This window comes from Pseudomonas sp. PL-6, assembly GCF_054110165.1.
On record NZ_CM134189.1, the window covers coordinates 703,462 to 720,322 of the forward strand.

Here is a 16,861-nt window from a genome sequence, read left to right on the forward strand (position 1 = left end):
CGCCACGGCGGCGGGCCGGTTTTATTCGCGGCGCGGGCGCAAGCCCGCGGCCCCTCGACGAGGACGGGACTATGAGTATGCGTTTTCAACACAAGGTCGCCGTGGTCACCGGCGCCGCCCAGGGCATCGGCCGCCGCGTCGCCGAGCGGCTGCTGGAGGAGGGCGCGCAGCTGGTGGCGGTGGACCGCTCCGAGCTGGTGTTCGAGCTGGCCGAGCATGAGGGCGTGCTGTGCCTGACCGCCGACCTGGAGCAGGCCGGCGACTGCCAGGGCGTGATGCAGGCAGCCGTCGAGCGCTTCGGCCGCCTCGACATCCTGATCAACAACGTCGGCGGCACCATCTGGGCCAAGCCCTTCGAGCACTACGCAACGACGCAGATCGAGGCCGAGGTGCGCCGCTCGCTGTTCCCCACCCTGTGGTGCTGCCACGCCGCCCTGCCGCAGATGCTGGCGCAGGGCAGCGGCGCCATCGTCAACGTCTCCTCCATCGCCACCCGCGGGGTCAACCGCGTGCCCTACGGCGCGGCCAAGGGCGGCGTCAACGCACTCACCGCCTGCCTGGCGTTCGAGACCGCCGAGCGCGGCATCCGCGTCAACGCCACCGCCCCCGGCGGCACCGAGGCGCCGCCGCGGCGCATCCCGCGCAACGCCGCCGAACAGAGCGCCGAGGAGAAGGGCTGGTACCAGCAGATCGTCGACCAGACCGTGCAGAGCAGCCTGATGAAACGCTACGGCAGCATCGACGAGCAAGTCGGCGCGATCCTCTTTCTCGCCTCCGACGAGGCCTCCTATATCACCGGCGTGACCCTGCCGGTGGGCGGCGGCGATCTGGGCTGAGCACGACCCCGTAGGAGCTGCTTTAGCCGCGAATCGCGGCTAAAGCGGAACACCGGCCGACCGCTCCTACACAAGCAACCGAGCAGTTCACAACAAAAACAAAACCGAGAACCGATGCCATGCGACAGATAGACGTTCACCCCGTTATCGACAACGCGCGCTTTTCCCGCTTCCACTGGATGGTCATGGCGCTCTGCGCGCTGCTGCTGATCTTCGACGGCTACGACCTGTTCATCTTCGGCGTGGTGCTGCCGTCGATCATGCAGGAGTGGAACCTGACCCCGCTGGAGGCCGGCGCCCTGGGCAGCTATGCGCTGTTTGGCATGATGTTCGGCGCCCTCGGCTTCGGCACCCTGGCCGACCGGATCGGGCGCAAGAAGGGCATCGCCATCTGCTTCGTGCTGTTCTCCACGGCGACCATCCTCAATGGCTTCGCCAGCAACCCCACCGAGTTCGGCATCTTCCGCTTTATCGCCGGCTTGGGCTGTGGCGGGCTGATGCCCAACGCCGTGGCGCTGATGAACGAGTACGCGCCCAAGCGTCTGCGCAGCACCCTGGTGGCGGTGATGTTCAGCGGTTACTCGCTGGGCGGCATGCTCGCCGCCGGGGTGGGTATCTACATGCTGCCGCGCTTCGGCTGGGAGTCGATGTTCTTCGCCGCCGCCGTGCCGCTGCTGCTGTTGCCGCTGATCCTGTGGAAGCTGCCGGAGTCGGTGGGTTTCCTGGTGCGCCAGGGTCGCCATGAGCAGGCCCGCGCGGTGCTGGCCAAGGTCGAGCCGGGCCTGGCCCTCGATGCCGCCGACCAGTTGCTGATGAGCGATGGCAAGGGCCAGGGCGTCGGCGTCTTCGAGCTGTTCCGCGACGGCCGCGCGCTGCGCACCCTGTGCCTGTGGCTGGCGTTCTTCTGCTGCCTGCTGATGGTCTACGCGCTGAGTTCCTGGCTGCCCAAGCTGATGGCCAGCGCCGGCTACAGCCTGGGCTCGAGCCTGTCGTTTTTGCTGGCGCTGAATTTCGGCGGCATGGCCGGGGCCATTCTCGGCGGCTGGCTGGGCGACCGCTTCAACCTGGGCAAGGTGATGGTGGCCTTCTTCGTCGCCGCCGCCGCCTCGATCAGCCTGCTCGGCTTGAACAGCCCGACGCCGGTGCTTTACGGCCTGATCTTCATCGCCGGCGCCACCACCATCGGCACGCAGATCCTGCTGTACGCCGGCGCCGCGCAGTTCTACGGCCTGTCGATCCGCTCCACCGGCCTCGGCTGGGCCTCGGGCATCGGCCGCAACGGCGCCATAGTCGGGCCGCTGCTCGGCGGCGCGCTGATGGCGATCAACCTGCCGCTGCAACTGAACTTTATCGCCTTCGCCATCCCCGGGGCCATCGCCGCCCTGGCCATGGCGGTGTTCACCCTCAGCGGCCAGCGGCGCCAGGCGGCGTCCGCAGCGCTGGCGGCAGCCAAGGCCTGAGCCTTTAACCCTCGACCCCTCTCTCACAAGGAGAGGGCGACTGACTGGAAGAGTGAAATGAGCCACGTCCTGATCGAAAGCCTGACGGCGACCATAGTCGACCTGCCGACCATCCGCCCGCACAAGCTGGCCATGCACACCATGCAGAACCAGACGCTGGTGATCATCCGCCTGCGCTGCAGCGACGGCGTCGAAGGCATAGGCGAAGCCACCACCATCGGTGGCCTGGCCTACGGCAACGAGAGCCCGGAGAGCATCAAGCAGAACATCGACAGCCACCTGGCGCCGGCGCTGCGCGGTCAGGACGCGGCCAACATCAATGCCGCCATGCAACGCCTGGACAAGCTGGCCAAGGGCAACACCTTCGCCAAGTCGGGCATCGAAAGCGCGCTGCTCGACGCCCAGGGCAAGCGCCTGGGCCTGGCGGTCAGCGAGCTGCTCGGCGGCCGCGTGCGCGATAGCCTGGAGGTGGCCTGGACCCTGGCCTCGGGCGACACCGCCCGCGATATCGACGAGGCGCAGCAGATGCTCGCCATCCGCCGCCACCGCATCTTCAAGCTGAAGATCGGCGCCGGCGAACTGCAGCGCGACCTCAACCACGTCATCGCCATCAAGCAGGCCCTCGGCGACTGCGCCAGCGTGCGGGTCGACGTCAACCAGGGCTGGGACGAGTCCCAGGCCATCCGCGCCTGCCGGGTGCTGGGCGACAACGGCATCGACCTGATCGAGCAGCCCATCGCGCGCATCAATCGCGCCGGCCAGGTGCGCCTCAACCAGCGCAGCCCGGCGCCGATCATGGCCGACGAATCCATCGAGAGCGTCGAGGACGCCTTCAGCCTGGCCGCCGACGGCGCGGCCAGCGTGTTCGCCCTGAAGATCGCCAAGAACGGCGGCCCGCGCGCCGTGCTGCGCACTGCGGCCATCGCCGAAGCGGCCGGCATCGCCCTGTACGGCGGCACCATGCTCGAAGGCGCCATCGGCACCCTGGCCTCGGCCCACGCCTTCGTCACCCTCAAGCAACTGACCTGGGGCACCGAGCTGTTCGGCCCACTGCTGCTGACCGAGGAGATCGTCACTGAAGCGCCGCTCTACCGCGATTTCGCCCTGCAGGTGCCGCGTACCCCCGGCCTGGGCCTGACCCTGGACGAAGAGCGCCTGGCGTTCTTCGCCCGCAAGTGAAACGGAGGAAATCCTGATGCTGTTCCACGTGAAGATGACCGTAAGGCTGCCGGCCGACATGGACCCGGCAGTGGCCGCGCAGATCAAGGCCGAGGAGAAGGAACTGGCCCAGCGCCTGATGCGCGAGGGCACCTGGCGCCACCTGTGGCGCATCGCCGGGCACTACGCCAACTACAGCGTATTCGACGTGGCCAGCGTCGAGGCGCTGCACGACACCCTGCTGCAACTGCCGCTGTTCCCCTACATGGACATCGAGGTCACGCCGCTGTGCCGGCATCCCTCGTCGATCCATGCCGACGACCGCTGATCTCCCAGAACAACAACGAGGTACGCCACCATGACCGTGAAAATCTCCCACACCCAAGACGTGCAGAACCTGTTCCGCGAGGCCTGCGGCCTCAACAACGAGCAGGGCAGCCCGCGCCTCAAGCAGCTGATGCTGCGCATCGTCGGCGACGCGGCGAAGATCATCGAAGACCTGCAAGTGACCGACGACGAATTCTGGCAGGCGGTGGACTACCTCAACCGCCTCGGCGCGCGCAGCGAGTTCGGCCTGCTGGTGCCGGGCCTGGGCCTGGAACACTTCCTTGACCTGCTGCAGGACGCCAAGGACGCCGAGGCCGGCCTCAGCGGCGGCACCCCGCGCACCATCGAAGGCCCGCTGTACGTAGCCGGCGCGCCGCTGGCCGAGGGCCAGGTGCGGATGGACGACGGCAGCGAAGACGGCGTGGCCACGGTGATGTTCCTCGAAGGCGTGGTGCGCGACACCCAGGGCAAACCGCTGGCCGGCGCCGTGGTCGACCTGTGGCACGCCAACACCAAGGGCAACTACTCCTACTTCGACCAGAGCCAGAGCGACTACAACCTGCGCCGGCGCATCGTCACCGACGCCGAGGGCCGCTATCGCGCGCGCAGCATCGTGCCCAGCGGCTACGGCTGCGACCCGCAGGGCCCGACCCAGGAATGCCTCGATCTGCTCGGTCGCCACGGCCAGCGTCCGGCGCATATCCACTTCTTCATCTCCGCGCCGGGCCATCGCCACCTGACCACCCAGATCAACCTGGCCGGCGACCAGTACCTGTGGGACGACTTCGCCTACGCCACCCGCGAGGGCCTGGTCGGCGATATCCAGTTCGTCGAGGATGAGGCCGCCGCCCGCGACCGCGGTATCCAGGGCCCGCGCTTCGCCGAGCTGACGTTCGACTTCCAGCTGCAGCAGGCCCCGGCGCCCAAGGCCGAGCGCCGCAGCGCACGGCCGCGCGCACTGCAGGGCGTCTGAGCCCCGAGCCCTCGCCCGCTCGCGGGTGAGGGCGGCACCCAGGGCCGTGCCGGCACGGCCCGCGGGCGCAAACAACAAGAGCGTTTCCCAAGAAGCGCCAGCCTGACCTTGCGAGGGACCATGAAAGCCCTGCTCAAAGACTTCAGCTTGCCCGCCCTGGTGGCCGGGCTGCTCGCCACCACCATCTCCTACGCCGGGCCGCTGGTGCTGATCTTCCATGCCGCGGAAAGCGCCGGCCTGTCCCAGGCGCTGCTGTCGTCCTGGGTCTGGGCGATTTCCATCGGCAGCGGCGCGCTGGGCCTCTTGCTCAGCCTGCGCTACCGCACGCCGGTGGTGATTGCCTGGTCGATCCCCGGCAGCGCGCTGCTGGTCGGCGCCCTGCCCGAACTGGGCCTGAACCAGGCCATCGGCGCCTACCTGATGGCCAACCTGATCCTGCTGCTGATCGCCCTCAGCGGCAGCTTCGACCGGCTGATCGCCAAACTGCCCGGCTCCATCGCCGCCGGTTTGCAGGCCGGCATCCTGTTCGCCTTCGGCATCGAGGTGTTCAAGGCGCTGCCCGAACAGCCGCTGCTGATCGTCAGCATGTTCGTCACCTACCTGCTGCTGCGTCGAAGCGCGCCGCGCTACGCGGTGGCGGGTGTGCTGGCGGTGGGCGCGACGCTGACCCTGCTCGGCGGCCAGCTGCGCAGCGAGGCGCTGGTGCTGGAGCTGGCCACGCCGCAGTGGATCGCCCCCGAATTCAGCCTCACCGCTACCCTCAACCTGGCGCTGCCGCTGGTGCTGGTGGCGCTGACCGGGCAATTCATGCCGGGCATGGCGGTGCTGCGTGGCGCCGGTTACCAAACCCCGGCCAGCCCGCTGATCGGCGCCAGCGCCATCGGCGGCGCGCTGCTGGCGCCGTTCGGCTGCCACGGCCTGAACCTGGCGGCGGTCACCGCCAGCCTGTGCACTGGCCGCGAGGCCCATGAAGACCCCAGGCGACGCTACGTGGCTGCGGTGGTCGGCAGCCTGGCCTACCTGGGGCTTGGCATCGGCGGCGCCACCCTGGTGTCGCTGTTCGCCGCCTTTCCCGCCGCGCTGATCGCCTCCCTGGCCGGGCTGGCGCTGTACGGCGCGTTCAGCGAGGCGCTGGCGCGCAGCCTGAGCGAGCCCAAGGAGCGTGACGCCGGACTGTTCACCTTCCTGGTGACCGCCTCCGGGCTGAGTTTCCTCGGCCTGTCGGCGGCCTTCTGGGGCCTGCTGTTCGGTCTCGCCGCGCACCTGCTGCTGCGCCTGCGCAAGCCGGCCGCCATTGCCAGTCCCGCCGGCGAGCCGGCCAGGGAATAACCCCCAATCCATTCCCCCGAACCGGCAACCCCTGGGCTGCCGGGCGGGTTTCTGCAACCTCCATAACAACAAGAGCACGCTACCGATGAAACACAGCCCACGCCTTTGCCTGCTGTCCACCGCCATTGCCGCCTGCCTGCCGAGCCTGAGCCAGGCCGGCGAGGGCGGGTTTATCGACGACGCCAGCGCCACGCTGACGGCGCGCAACTACTACTTCAGCCGCGACTTTTCCGACATAGTCGGGCCGAACCGGCAGTCCAAGGCCGAGGAGTGGGCGCAGGGTTTCATCCTCAACCTCAAATCCGGCTACACCCCGGGGCCGGTGGGTTTCGGCGTGGATGCCATCGGCCTGCTCGGCCTCAAGCTCGACAGCAGCCCGGATCGAGTGAACACCGGCCTGTTGCCGACCCGCGAGAGCGGCAAGGCCGCCGACGACTACAGCCGCCTGGGCCTGGCGGCGAAGCTGCGCCTGTCCAAGACCGAGCTGAAGGTCGGCGAGCTGCAGCCCAACCTGCCGGTGCTGACCTACTCGGATATCCGCCTGCTGCCGCCCAGCTACCAGGGCGTCAGCCTGGTCTCCAACGAGCTGGCCGGGCTGACCCTGCAGGCCGGCCACCTCAATTCCACCAGCCTGCGCAATGAGGCTGGCGACGACAAAATACTGGCCATGCTCGGCCACCTGCCGCAGCGCGCAGCGAGCAGCGACGCCTTCAACTATGCCGGCGGGGACTATGCCTTCAACGCCGGGCGCACCTCGCTCGGCGCCTGGTATGGCCAGTTGGAGGACATCTACCAGCAGCGCTTCCTCGGCCTCAAGCACAGCCAGCCGCTGGGCGCCTGGACCCTGGGCGCCAACCTCGGTTTCTACGATTCGGCCGACGACGGCCAGAGCCTGCTCGGTGAGATCGACAACCAAGCGCTGTTTGCCCTTCTGTCGGCCAAGCACGGCGGCCACACCTTCTATATCGGCTACCAGGCGATGTTCGGCGATGACGCCTTCCCGCGAGTGTTCGCCAACATCAGCCCGCTGGGCAACGAGGTGCCCACATTCGAGTTCGCCTCGGCCGACGAGCGCTCCTGGCAGCTGCGCTACGACTACGACTTCGCCGCCATGGGCGTGCCGGGTCTGGTGGCCGGGGTGCGCTACATCCGCGGCGACAACGTCGACGCCCAGGCTACCAACCGCGGCGGTGCGCGCTACGAGGGCAAGGATTGGGAGCGCGACCTGGACATCGGCTACGTGGTGCAGAGCGGCGCGCTCAAGGGCCTCGGCGTGCGCGTGCGCAACGTCACCGCGCGTTCCAACTACCGCAGCGATATCGACGAGAACCGGCTGATCCTCAGTTACAGCTGGAACCTGCTGTAAGAGCCGATCACTGCATGTGCAGGAATGGTTCGATAATCGCACCATAAGGCGATTATCGGATTGTTCCGCTGCATGGCGCGCCCTAATCTGAACTCACCGCCACCCCTGCCCGGTGGCACCTGCAACCCAAGCGAGAACAACACGATGGCCGACATCATCACCCTGGGCGAAGCCATTTCGCGCCACGTCAACGACGGCGACTGCGTCGCCCTCGAGGGCTTCACCCACCTGATTCCCACTGCCGCCTCCCACGAGCTGATCCGCCAGGGCAAGAAAGACCTGCATCTGGTGCGCATGACCCCGGACCTGGTCTACGACCTGCTGATCGGCGCCGGTTGCGCGCGCAAGCTGACCTTCTCCTGGGGCGGCAACCCCGGCGTCGGCTCGCTGCACCGCCTGCGCGACGCGGTCGAGAAGAAGTGGCCGAACGCCCTGGAAATCGACGAGCACAGCCATGCCGACCTGGCCAACTCCTACGTCGCTGGCGCCTCCGGTCTGCCGTTCGCCCTGCTGCGCGCCTATGCCGGCTCCGACCTGCCGAAGGTCAACCCGAACATCAAGTTCATCGACTGCCCCTTCACCGGCGAGAAACTGGCCGCCACCCCGGCGGTGCGCCCGGACGTCACCGTGATCCACGCGCAGAAGGCCGACCGCAAGGGCAACGTGCTGCTGTGGGGCATCCTCGGCGTGCAGAAGGAAGCGGCCCTGGCGGCCAAGCGCTGCATCGTCACGGTCGAGGAGATCGTCGATGACCTCAAGGCGCCGATGAACGCCTGCGTGCTGCCGAGCTGGGCGCTGACCGCCGTCTGCCATGTGCCCGGTGGCGCCCACCCGTCCTACGCCCATGGCTACTACGAGCGTGACAACCGCTTCTACCAGGCCTGGGACCCGATTGCCCGCGACCGCGAATCCTTTACCGCCTGGATCGATACCTATATCCGCGGCACTACCGATTTCGCCGAATTCCAGAACAAGATTGCGGAGGCCAAGTGATGAGCGACTACAGCACCAACGAAATGATGACCGTCGCCGCCGCCCGCCGCCTGAAGAACGGCGCGGTCTGCTTCGTCGGCATCGGCCTGCCGTCCAAGGCCGCCAACCTGGCGCGCCTGACCTCCTCACCGGACGTCGTGCTGATCTACGAATCCGGCCCGATCGGCGCCAAGCCCAGCGTGCTGCCGCTGTCGATCGGTGACGGCGAGCTGGCCGAAACCGCCGACACCGTGGTGCCCACCGGCGAGATCTTCCGCTACTGGCTGCAGGGCGGGCGCATCGACGTCGGCTTCCTCGGTGCGGCCCAGGTCGACAAGTTCGGCAATATCAACACCACGGTGATCGGCGACTACCACAACCCCAAAGTGCGCCTGCCCGGCGCCGGCGGCGCGCCGGAGATCGCGGGTTCCGCCAAGGAAGTGCTGATCATCCTCAAGCAGTCACACCGCACCTTCGTCGACAAGCTGGCCTTTATCACCTCGGTCGGTTTCGGCGAGGGCGGCGACCATCGCCAGCAGCTCGGCCTGCCGGGCAAGGGCCCGGTCGGCATCATCACCGACCTGTGCATCATGGAGCCGGAAGCCGGCAGCAACGAATTCGTGGTCACCTCGCTGCACCCGGGCGTGACCCGCGAGCAAGTGATCGAGAACACCGGCTGGGCCATCCGCTTTGCCGACAATCTGGCCGTGACCGAGGCGCCGAACGACACCGAGTTGGAAGCGCTGCGCGCCCTGGAAGCGCGTACCGCCGCCGCCCACGGCCAGGCCGGGGGTGAGGAATGAGCCGCGACGTATTCATCTGCGACGCCATTCGCACGCCCATCGGCCGCTTCGGCGGCGGTCTGGCGCCGGTGCGTGCCGACGACCTGGCGGCCATTCCGCTCAAAGCCTTGATCGAGCGCAACCCGCGGCTGGACCTGGCCGCCATCGACGAAGTCTTTCTGGGCTGCGCCAACCAGGCCGGCGAGGACAACCGCAACGTCGCGCGCATGGCGCTGCTGCTGGCCGGCATCCCCGAGACCGTGCCGGGGGTGACCCTCAACCGCCTGTGCGCCTCCGGCCTGGATGCGGTGGGCAGCGCCTTCCGCGCCATCGCCGCAGGTGAGATGGAGCTGGCCATCGCCGGCGGCGTGGAATCCATGTCGCGCGCGCCCTATGTGATGGGCAAGGCGGCCACTGCCTTCGGTCGTGAACAGAAGATCGAGGACACCACCATCGGCTGGCGCTTTATCAACCCGTTGATGAAGGCGCAGTACGGCGTCGACGCCATGCCGCAGACCGCCGACAACGTCGCCGACGACTATCAGGTGTCGCGTGCCGACCAGGATCTGTTCGCCCTGCGCAGCCAGCAGCGCGCCGCGCGCGCCCAGGCCGAAGGCTTCTTCGCCGAGGAAATCGTGCCGGTGCTGATCAAGGGCAAGAAGGGCGACACCATAGTGGATACCGACGAGCACCCGCGCGCCGACACCAGCCTGGAGGCGCTGACCAAGCTCAAGGCGGTCAACGGCGAGGGCAAGACGGTCACCGCCGGCAACGCCTCGGGCGTCAACGACGGCGCCGTGGCATTGATCCTGGCCTCTGCCGAAGCGGTGAAAAAACACGGCCTGACCCCGCGTGCCAAAGTGCTCGGCATGGCCAGCGCCGGCGTGGCGCCGCGGGTGATGGGCATCGGCCCGGTACCGGCGGTGCGCAAGCTGCTGGAGCGGCTGAACCTGGGCATCGACCAGTTCGACGTGATCGAGCTCAACGAAGCCTTCGCCGCCCAGGGCCTGGCGGTGATGCGCGAGCTGGGCCTGGCTGACGACAGCGCCAAGGTCAACCCCAACGGCGGCGCCATCGCCCTCGGCCACCCGCTGGGCGCCAGCGGCGCGCGCCTGGTGCAGACCGCGCTGCATCAGCTGGAGAAATCCGGCGGCAAGCTGGGTTTGGCGACCATGTGCGTGGGCGTCGGCCAGGGTCTGGCGCTGGCGATCGAGCGGGTGTGAATGACATCTGTAGGGTGGGCTTTAGCCCACCATGTCCATAGTGCGTGAAGGGATGGTGATTCGCTTCAGTCCACCATGACGCCTCCGGTGGGCTGAAGCCCACCCTACGCACTGTACGCTGTCATCATGGTGGGCTAAAGCGGATCGCCGCCCGGCCCACCCTACGGCCCGGTCATCGAGCGGGTGTGAACCTTGTGGGAGGCGCTTCAGCGGCGACGCCTTTAAGCCGTCGCGGCTAAAGCCCCTCCCACAGACGCCCCTCCGTGCGCGGCGCCGCCGGTTGATGCCACACTTAGCCGTATATTTCTTCCAGGAGCGTTTCGCTCGTGAGCAACCAACTCTTCGATGCCTACTTCACCGCGCCGGCCATGCGCGCGATCTTCTGCGACGCCGGCCGGGTGCAGGGCATGCTCGACTTCGAGGCCGCGCTGGCGCGGGCCGAGGCACATGCGGGGCTGATCCCCGCCGAGGCCGTGGCGCCCATCGAGGCTGCCTGTAAAGCTGAACTCTACGATTACCCGGCGCTGGCCCAGGCCATTGCCACCGCCGGCAACTCGGCGATTCCGCTGGTCAAGGCCCTCGGCAAGCGTATCGCTGCGACAAGCCCCGAGGCCGAACGCTATGTACACCTCGGCGCCACCAGCCAGGACGCCATGGATAGCGGCCTGGTGCTGCAGCTGCGCGCCGCCATCGAGCTGATCGAAGGCGACCTCGCCACCCTGGCCGATGCCCTGGCGGCGCAGGCCGAGCGCCATGCCGACACGCCGCTGGCCGGACGCACCTGGCTGCAGCAGGCCACCCCGGTGACCCTGGGCATGAAGCTGGCCGGCGTGCTCGGCGCCGTCACCCGTCATCGCCAGCGTCTCGCCGAACTCAAGCCGCGCCTGCTGTGCCTGCAGTTCGGCGGCGCCTCCGGCAGCCTGGCGGCGCTCGGCGAGCAGGCCTGGCCGGTGACCGAGGCGCTGGCCGCCGAGCTGCAACTGCACCTGCCCGAGCAGCCCTGGCACACCCAGCGCGACCGCCTGGTGGAGTTCGCCAGCCTGCTCGGGCTGATCGCCGGCAGCCTGGGCAAGCTGGGCCGCGACCTCAGCCTGCTGATGCAGACCGAGGCCGGCGAAGTCTTTGAGCCGGCGGCGCCGGGCAAGGGCGGCTCGTCGACCATGCCGCACAAGCGCAACCCGGTGGGGGCCGCGGTGCTGATCGGCGCCGCTACCCGCGCGCCGGGTCTGGTGGCGACGATGCTGGCCGCCATGCCGCAGGAGCACGAGCGCAGCCTCGGCCTGTGGCACGCCGAGTGGGAAACCCTGCCGGAGCTGTGCTGCCTGGTTTCCGGCGCGCTGCAGCAGGCGCTGCTGGCGGTGCCGGGGCTGGAGGTGGACGCCGCGCGCATGCGCAGCAACCTCGAACTGACCCAGGGCCTGGTGCTGGCCGAGGCGGTGAGCATCGCCCTGGCCCAGTGCATCGGCCGTGACGCCGCCCATCATCTGGTCGAGCAGTGCTGCCGCCAGGCGGTGCAGCAGGGTGTGCACCTGCGCGCGGTGCTCGGCGCCAATGCCGAGGTCGGCGCAGAGCTGTCCGCCGCCGAGCTGGAGCGCCTGCTCGATCCGGCCCATTACCTGGGACAGGCCCGCCGCTGGGTGCAGCGGGCCGTCGCCGAACACATGCAATTTTCGCGTTAGGAGTTATCCATGCCTGCCGTACGTCTCGCCGATGGCGATCTCAATTACCTGCTCGAAGGCCCGGCCGGCGCGCCGGTGCTGGTGCTGTCCAACTCCCTGGGCACCGACCTGCACATGTGGGACGTGCAGATGCCAGCGCTCACCCGTCATTTCCAGGTGCTGCGCTACGACACCCGCGGCCATGGCCAGTCGCTGGTGACTGAGGGGCCCTACAGCATCGAGCAACTGGGCCGCGACGTGCTGGCTCTGCTCGATGCGCTGGATATCGCCAAGGCGCATTTCTGTGGGCTGTCCATGGGCGGGCTGATCGGCCAGTGGCTGGCGCTCAACGCGCCCGAGCGCATCGCACGCCTGGTGCTGTGCAATACCGCCGCCAAGATCGGCGCGCCAGAGGTGTGGAACCCGCGTATTGAAGCCGTGCTGGCCGGCGGCGCGCAGGCCATGCGTGACCTGCGCGATGCCTCGATCTCACGCTGGTTCACCGCCGGTTTCGCCGCCGCGCAGCCGCAGCAGGTCGAGCCCATAGTCGGCATGCTGGCGCAGACTTCGCCCGAAGGTTACGCCGCCAACTGTGCAGCGGTGCGCGATGCCGATTTTCGCGAGCAGCTCGGTGCGATCCGTGCGCCGACCCTGATCCTCTGCGGTAGCCTCGATCCAGTGACCACCGTCGAGCACGGCCGCTTCATGCAGCAGCGGATCGAGGGCGCGAAGCTGGTGGAGTTCCACGCCGCGCACCTGTCCAACGTCGAGGCCGGCGTGGCCTTTACCCAGGCGCTGCTGGATTTCCTCAAGGCTTGAGACCGTTATGGAGCGTACGGCGCACCCTACATCTCTTTCGGAGTTTGAAATGGACGAAAAACAACGCTACGAAGCCGGCATGCAGGTCCGCCGCGCGGTGCTGGGCGACGCCCATGTCGATCGCAGCCTGGACAAGCTCACGCCGTTCAACGAAGAGTTCCAGGAGATGATCACCCGCCATGCCTGGGGCGATATCTGGACCCGCCCCGGCCTGTCGCGGCACACCCGCAGCCTGATCACCATCGCCATGCTGATCGGCATGAACCGCGAGGGCGAGCTGCGCCTGCACCTGCGCGCGGCGAAGAACAACGGCGTGACCCGCGACGAGATCAAGGAGGTGCTGATGCACAGCGCGATCTACTGCGGCATCCCGGCGGCCAACGCCACCTTCCACCTGGCCGAGGAAGTCTGGGACGAGCTGGGCGTCGAATCCCAGCAGGACTGACCCGCGTTTCCCCTCGACCGCCGCCGGTCCACGCGCCGCGCGGCGGTTTTTTATTGCGTGCTCCGCTGCGCCCTGCAAGCCAACCTACCTCTGGCCCCCCGTTGCACTCAGTCCAGCGTCGTTTCGTACTCTTCGACACCCACCGCATGCCGTGCGGCGATATAGCCGAAGGTCATGGCCGGGCCGAGGTTGATGCCGCCGGACGGGTAGTGGCCGCCCATCACGCTGGCCATGTCGCTGCCGGCGGCGTACAGCCCGGGGATGGGCTGGTCCTGCGCGTCCAGCACCTGGGCCTGGCCGTTGGTCTTCAGGCCGGCGAAGGTGGCGAAGCTGCCCGGCTCGACCTTCACCGCATAGAAGGGCTCGCGCTCGATGGGCGCCACGCAGGGGTTCGGCCCCTCATGGCTGGCGTCGCCGCTGCGCCGGTTGAAGGGCGTACTGCCGCGACCGAAGGCCGGGTCTGCGCCCTGCGCGGCATGGCGGTTGTACTCGGCCAGGGTCTGCGCCAGGCCCTGCGGGTCGATGCCGCAGGCCTGGGCCAATTGTTCGACGCTGTGGCCGCGCTTGAGGTAGCCGCTGCGCAGCACCGACCACAGCGGCACCGGCGCCGGACGGGCGATGCCCAGGCCGTAGCGGCGGATAAAGCGGTGGTCGCAGATCAGCCAGGAGCAGACCTCCTCGCCCTGCGGCACCGCCTCGAGCATGGCGGCGACATAGTCGTAGTAGCCCTCGGCCTCGTTGACGAAGCGCCGGCCGCTGCGCAGCACGGCGATCACTCCCGGTTTGCCGCGATCGATGATATGCGGGAAGTGGCCGATGCGGCCGCCTGCGTAGGGCACCCGCGACACCGGCGCCCAGGCCACCGGCGACTTGAGATCGGTGTTGAGCGCGGCGCCCGCCGCCTCGCCCAGGCGCAGGCCGTCGCCGTTGCAGGCGCTCGGCGGCAGGGCCAGGTGCTCCAGGCCGGTGGGCGTGCGCGGGAACAGCTGGCGGCGGCGCTCGATATCGTGGGCGAAACCGCCGGCGGCCAGCAGCACGCCGCGGCGCGCGCGTATGCGCTGTTCGGCCCCGTCGCGTTGCACCACGGCGCCACAGACCCGGCCGTTGTCGCGCAGCAGGCCGGTGGCCGGCGCCGACTCGAGCAACTGCACGCCGAGGTCCTCGGCGGACTTGGCCAGTCGTGCCACCAGCGCCACGCCGTTGACCAGGTACATGGCGCGGCCATGCCCGGCCAGGTGCCAGAGGTGGGCGCTGAAGCGTTTGCTCACGTGCAGCGCGGCCCTGGCCGAGCGGGTCATGCTGAGAAAGGCGGCCAGATCGGCGCCGGCCATGATCGGCATGCCGAGGAAGGAGGTCTCGGGCATGGTCTTGCGCAGGCGCGGCAGCAGGGCACCGACCTCGCGGGCGTCATAGGGCGCGGCGATCACCTGATGGCCGCCGGTGGCGGCGCCCGGCGCCTCGCCGCGCATGTCGGGGATGGCGTTGCCGTCGGCGAACTGCAGGCGGCTGTGCTGCTCGAAGAAGCCGACCATCTGCGGACAGGCTTGGAGAAAGGCGTCCACCAGCTCGGCATTGAAATGCTCGCCGAGGCAGTGGCGCAGGTAGCGGCGCGGCTGCTCGATGTCCTCGACTATGCCGGCGCGGCGCGCCAGCGGATTGCGCGGCACCCACATCCAGCCGCCGGACCAGGCCGTGGCGCCGCCGAACACCGCATCCTTCTCCACCAGGATGACCTTTTGCCCATGCCAGGCGGCGGTCACCGCCGCGGCCAGGCCGGCGGCGCCGGAGCCGACGATCAGCAGGTCGCAGTCGAGTTCGGCGTGGGCCATGGCGGGTGTCTCCTGGGGCAAAATGGGTTTAATGGAACCTGGTTCCGGATTCTATGATTGCCTTGAGCGAGGGCCAAGGGCGAATGGAACAATTACCCGGCTAGCGCGGCCGATACTGTGCGTTTAGCGCACGGTTGCCGGAGCGGCGCAAGATCGGCGCGGGTTTCGCCCCTGCCACAAGCCTCAAGCGCTGATCGACCACCGCGGATCGGTCGGGCCTGGCTTTTTTTCTCGGCGAAAAAAAGCCCGTCGCGGAGACGGGCCGAGGGTGCCGTAACACACTTGGAGTCAATCGGTTGGACGCAAGCGCCCGGTACTACAGCAGCGACAGCGGGTAGTTGATGATCAGGCGGTTCTCGTGGATGTCCTGGCCGACGTCGCGACGCACGTCGGAGTTGCGCCAGCGCACGCTGAGGTTCTTCAGGCTGCCTTCCTGGATGGTGTAGGCCAGCTCGGACTCGCGCCCCCACTCCTCGGCATCGGTGCGGCCGCCGGTGTGGATGTTGGAGCCGCTGACGTAGCGGTTCATCAGGGTCAGGCCGGGGATGCCGAGGCCGGCGAAGTTGTAGTCGTGGCGGATCTGCCAGGAGCGCTCTTCGGGGGCGTCGTAGCTGTTGGTGAAGCCGTCGTTGACCAGGGTGCCGCCGCTGGTGCCGTCGATGCGCAGAAACTTGCTGTCGCCGTCCAGGTGCTGGTAGGCGAGCATGAAGCTGTTGTTGCCGGTCTTGGCGGTCAACGCGCCTTGGTAGACCTTGTTGTCCAGCTTGCCGGCCTTGGCCGCGCCTTCGTCCTTGCCGTCGAAGTAGCCGAGGTTGGCGCCCAGCACCCAGTCGCCCACCGGCTGGCTGTGGGTCAGCTGCACGTAGCTCTGCTGGTAGACGTCTTCCAGGCGCGCGTGCCAGACGCCGAGCAGGGTGTTGTTGGCGTTGAAGCGGTATTCGCCGCCGGCAAAGTTGAAGTCGTCGCCCTCGATACCGCCGAAGCTCATCTCTTCGCGGCTGGCGTCGTGGCGCTGGCTGTTCTTCCAGAACTGGCCGCCGTAGAGGGTCAGGCCGTCGAGCTCGTTGGAGGTCAGCTGGGCGCCCTGGAAGGTCTGCGGCAGCGAGCGGCCGTCGTCGGCGCGGAGGATCGGCAGCACGGCGAACCACTCGCCGACCTTCAGCTCGGTCTTGGACAGCTTCGCCTTGGCCGCCACCGCGGTGCGGCCGAAGTCGTCGGCGGCCTGGCCGTCGTCGTGGATCGGCAGCAACTGGCTGTTGGCCGCGCCGCGGTTGCCGTCCAGCTTGACGCTGTACAGGCCGAGCAGGTCGAGGCCGAAGCCGACGGTGCCCTCGGTGAAGCCGGAGCGGGCGTCGAGGATGAAGCTCTGGGTCCAGCCTTCGGCCTGGCCCTGTCGCTCGCCCCGGATCAGCGGGTCGGTGCCGTTGAGGTAGTTGCGGTTGAAGTAGTAGTTGCGCAGGTTCAGCGAGACCTTGGCGTCCTCGACGAAGCCGGCGGCCTGGGCGCCGGTCGGCAGGGCGGCGATCACGGCCAGGGCCAGGGCGCTGGGGAGCAGAGGGGTGACGGCGTTTTTCATTGTTATGGTTCCTCGTGGTGACTGATTTTCGGGGCGCACGAATCCCTCCACCGCAGCGGATGCGGAAAAAGCAGAGGGGAGGGGAATGACCGCCGGCGTTCGCCGGCG

15 protein-coding genes are annotated in these 16,861 nt (G+C 68.4%); 13 read left to right on the forward strand and 2 right to left on the reverse strand.

What is annotated here, in order from left to right; translation table 11 throughout:
• Nucleotides 1–71 precede the first annotated feature (71 nt).
• The 13 genes from ACW9UL_RS03095 to pcaC all read left to right on the forward strand — a co-directional run bounded on the left by ACW9UL_RS03095 (nt 72) and on the right by pcaC (nt 13,348).
• On the forward strand, nt 72–836 hold the full coding sequence (locus ACW9UL_RS03095) for a 1,6-dihydroxycyclohexa-2,4-diene-1-carboxylate dehydrogenase (RefSeq protein ID WP_457788819.1): 765 nt from the start codon (nt 72–74) through the stop codon (nt 834–836).
• Between the two features lie 119 nt (nt 837–955).
• Entirely contained in the window at nt 956–2,296 is a 1,341-nt protein-coding gene (locus ACW9UL_RS03100; protein ID WP_457788820.1) for an MFS transporter, read from the forward strand.
• 57 nt (nt 2,297–2,353) lie between these two features.
• Nucleotides 2,354–3,475 carry a muconate cycloisomerase family protein gene (locus ACW9UL_RS03105; protein ID WP_457788821.1) on the forward strand — a complete coding sequence of 374 codons (1,122 nt, stop codon included), beginning with the start codon at nt 2,354–2,356 and terminating at the stop codon, nt 3,473–3,475.
• A 16-nt stretch (nt 3,476–3,491) separates the two neighbouring features.
• Complete coding sequence (gene catC, locus ACW9UL_RS03110; protein ID WP_021489556.1) at nt 3,492–3,782, forward strand: muconolactone Delta-isomerase; 291 nt, start codon at nt 3,492–3,494, stop codon at nt 3,780–3,782.
• Nucleotides 3,783–3,812: 30 nt separating this feature from the next.
• The gene (gene catA / locus ACW9UL_RS03115) at nt 3,813–4,754 is read left to right on the forward strand and encodes a catechol 1,2-dioxygenase (protein ID WP_457788822.1); all 942 of its coding nucleotides are present in this window, start codon (nt 3,813–3,815) and stop codon (nt 4,752–4,754) included.
• Between the two features lie 120 nt (nt 4,755–4,874).
• Nucleotides 4,875–6,083, forward strand: a complete 1,209-nt coding sequence (locus ACW9UL_RS03120) for a benzoate/H(+) symporter BenE family transporter (RefSeq protein ID WP_457788823.1) — start codon at nt 4,875–4,877, stop codon at nt 6,081–6,083.
• An 85-nt stretch (nt 6,084–6,168) separates the two neighbouring features.
• Nucleotides 6,169–7,449 (forward strand): OprD family porin, encoded by a 1,281-nt coding sequence (locus ACW9UL_RS03125; RefSeq protein WP_457788824.1) that lies wholly within the window; start codon nt 6,169–6,171, stop codon nt 7,447–7,449.
• 144 nt (nt 7,450–7,593) lie between these two features.
• A complete protein-coding gene (locus tag ACW9UL_RS03130) occupies nt 7,594–8,442 on the forward strand; it encodes a CoA transferase subunit A (RefSeq protein ID WP_457788825.1) in 849 nt (282 codons plus the stop codon).
• Entirely contained in the window at nt 8,442–9,224 is a 783-nt protein-coding gene (locus ACW9UL_RS03135) for a CoA-transferase subunit beta (RefSeq protein ID WP_045736180.1), read from the forward strand. Before ACW9UL_RS03130 ends, ACW9UL_RS03135 begins: the two co-directional genes overlap by 1 nt.
• Nucleotides 9,221–10,426, forward strand: coding sequence for a 3-oxoadipyl-CoA thiolase (gene pcaF / locus ACW9UL_RS03140; protein WP_457788826.1), 1,206 nt, complete (start codon nt 9,221–9,223; stop codon nt 10,424–10,426). Before ACW9UL_RS03135 ends, pcaF begins: the two co-directional genes overlap by 4 nt.
• A 326-nt stretch (nt 10,427–10,752) precedes the next feature.
• Nucleotides 10,753–12,105 carry a 3-carboxy-cis,cis-muconate cycloisomerase gene (locus tag ACW9UL_RS03145; protein WP_457788827.1) on the forward strand — a complete coding sequence of 451 codons (1,353 nt, stop codon included), beginning with the start codon at nt 10,753–10,755 and terminating at the stop codon, nt 12,103–12,105.
• 9 nt (nt 12,106–12,114) lie between these two features.
• On the forward strand, nt 12,115–12,903 hold the full coding sequence (gene pcaD / locus ACW9UL_RS03150) for a 3-oxoadipate enol-lactonase (protein ID WP_457788828.1): 789 nt from the start codon (nt 12,115–12,117) through the stop codon (nt 12,901–12,903).
• A gap of 49 nt (nt 12,904–12,952) precedes the next feature.
• Nucleotides 12,953–13,348, forward strand: coding sequence for a 4-carboxymuconolactone decarboxylase (pcaC, locus tag ACW9UL_RS03155; protein WP_457788829.1), 396 nt, complete (start codon nt 12,953–12,955; stop codon nt 13,346–13,348).
• 107 nt (nt 13,349–13,455) lie between these two features.
• Here pcaC and ACW9UL_RS03160 read toward each other — a convergent pair whose 3' ends face one another.
• Together ACW9UL_RS03160 and ACW9UL_RS03165 are read right to left on the reverse strand one after the other, a co-directional pair.
• Nucleotides 13,456–15,177 (reverse strand): FAD-dependent oxidoreductase, encoded by a 1,722-nt coding sequence (locus ACW9UL_RS03160; RefSeq protein ID WP_457788830.1) that lies wholly within the window; start codon nt 15,175–15,177, stop codon nt 13,456–13,458.
• A gap of 316 nt (nt 15,178–15,493) precedes the next feature.
• On the reverse strand, nt 15,494–16,753 hold the full coding sequence (locus tag ACW9UL_RS03165; protein ID WP_457788831.1) for an OprD family porin: 1,260 nt from the start codon (nt 16,751–16,753) through the stop codon (nt 15,494–15,496).
• Nucleotides 16,754–16,861: the final 108 nt, after the last annotated feature.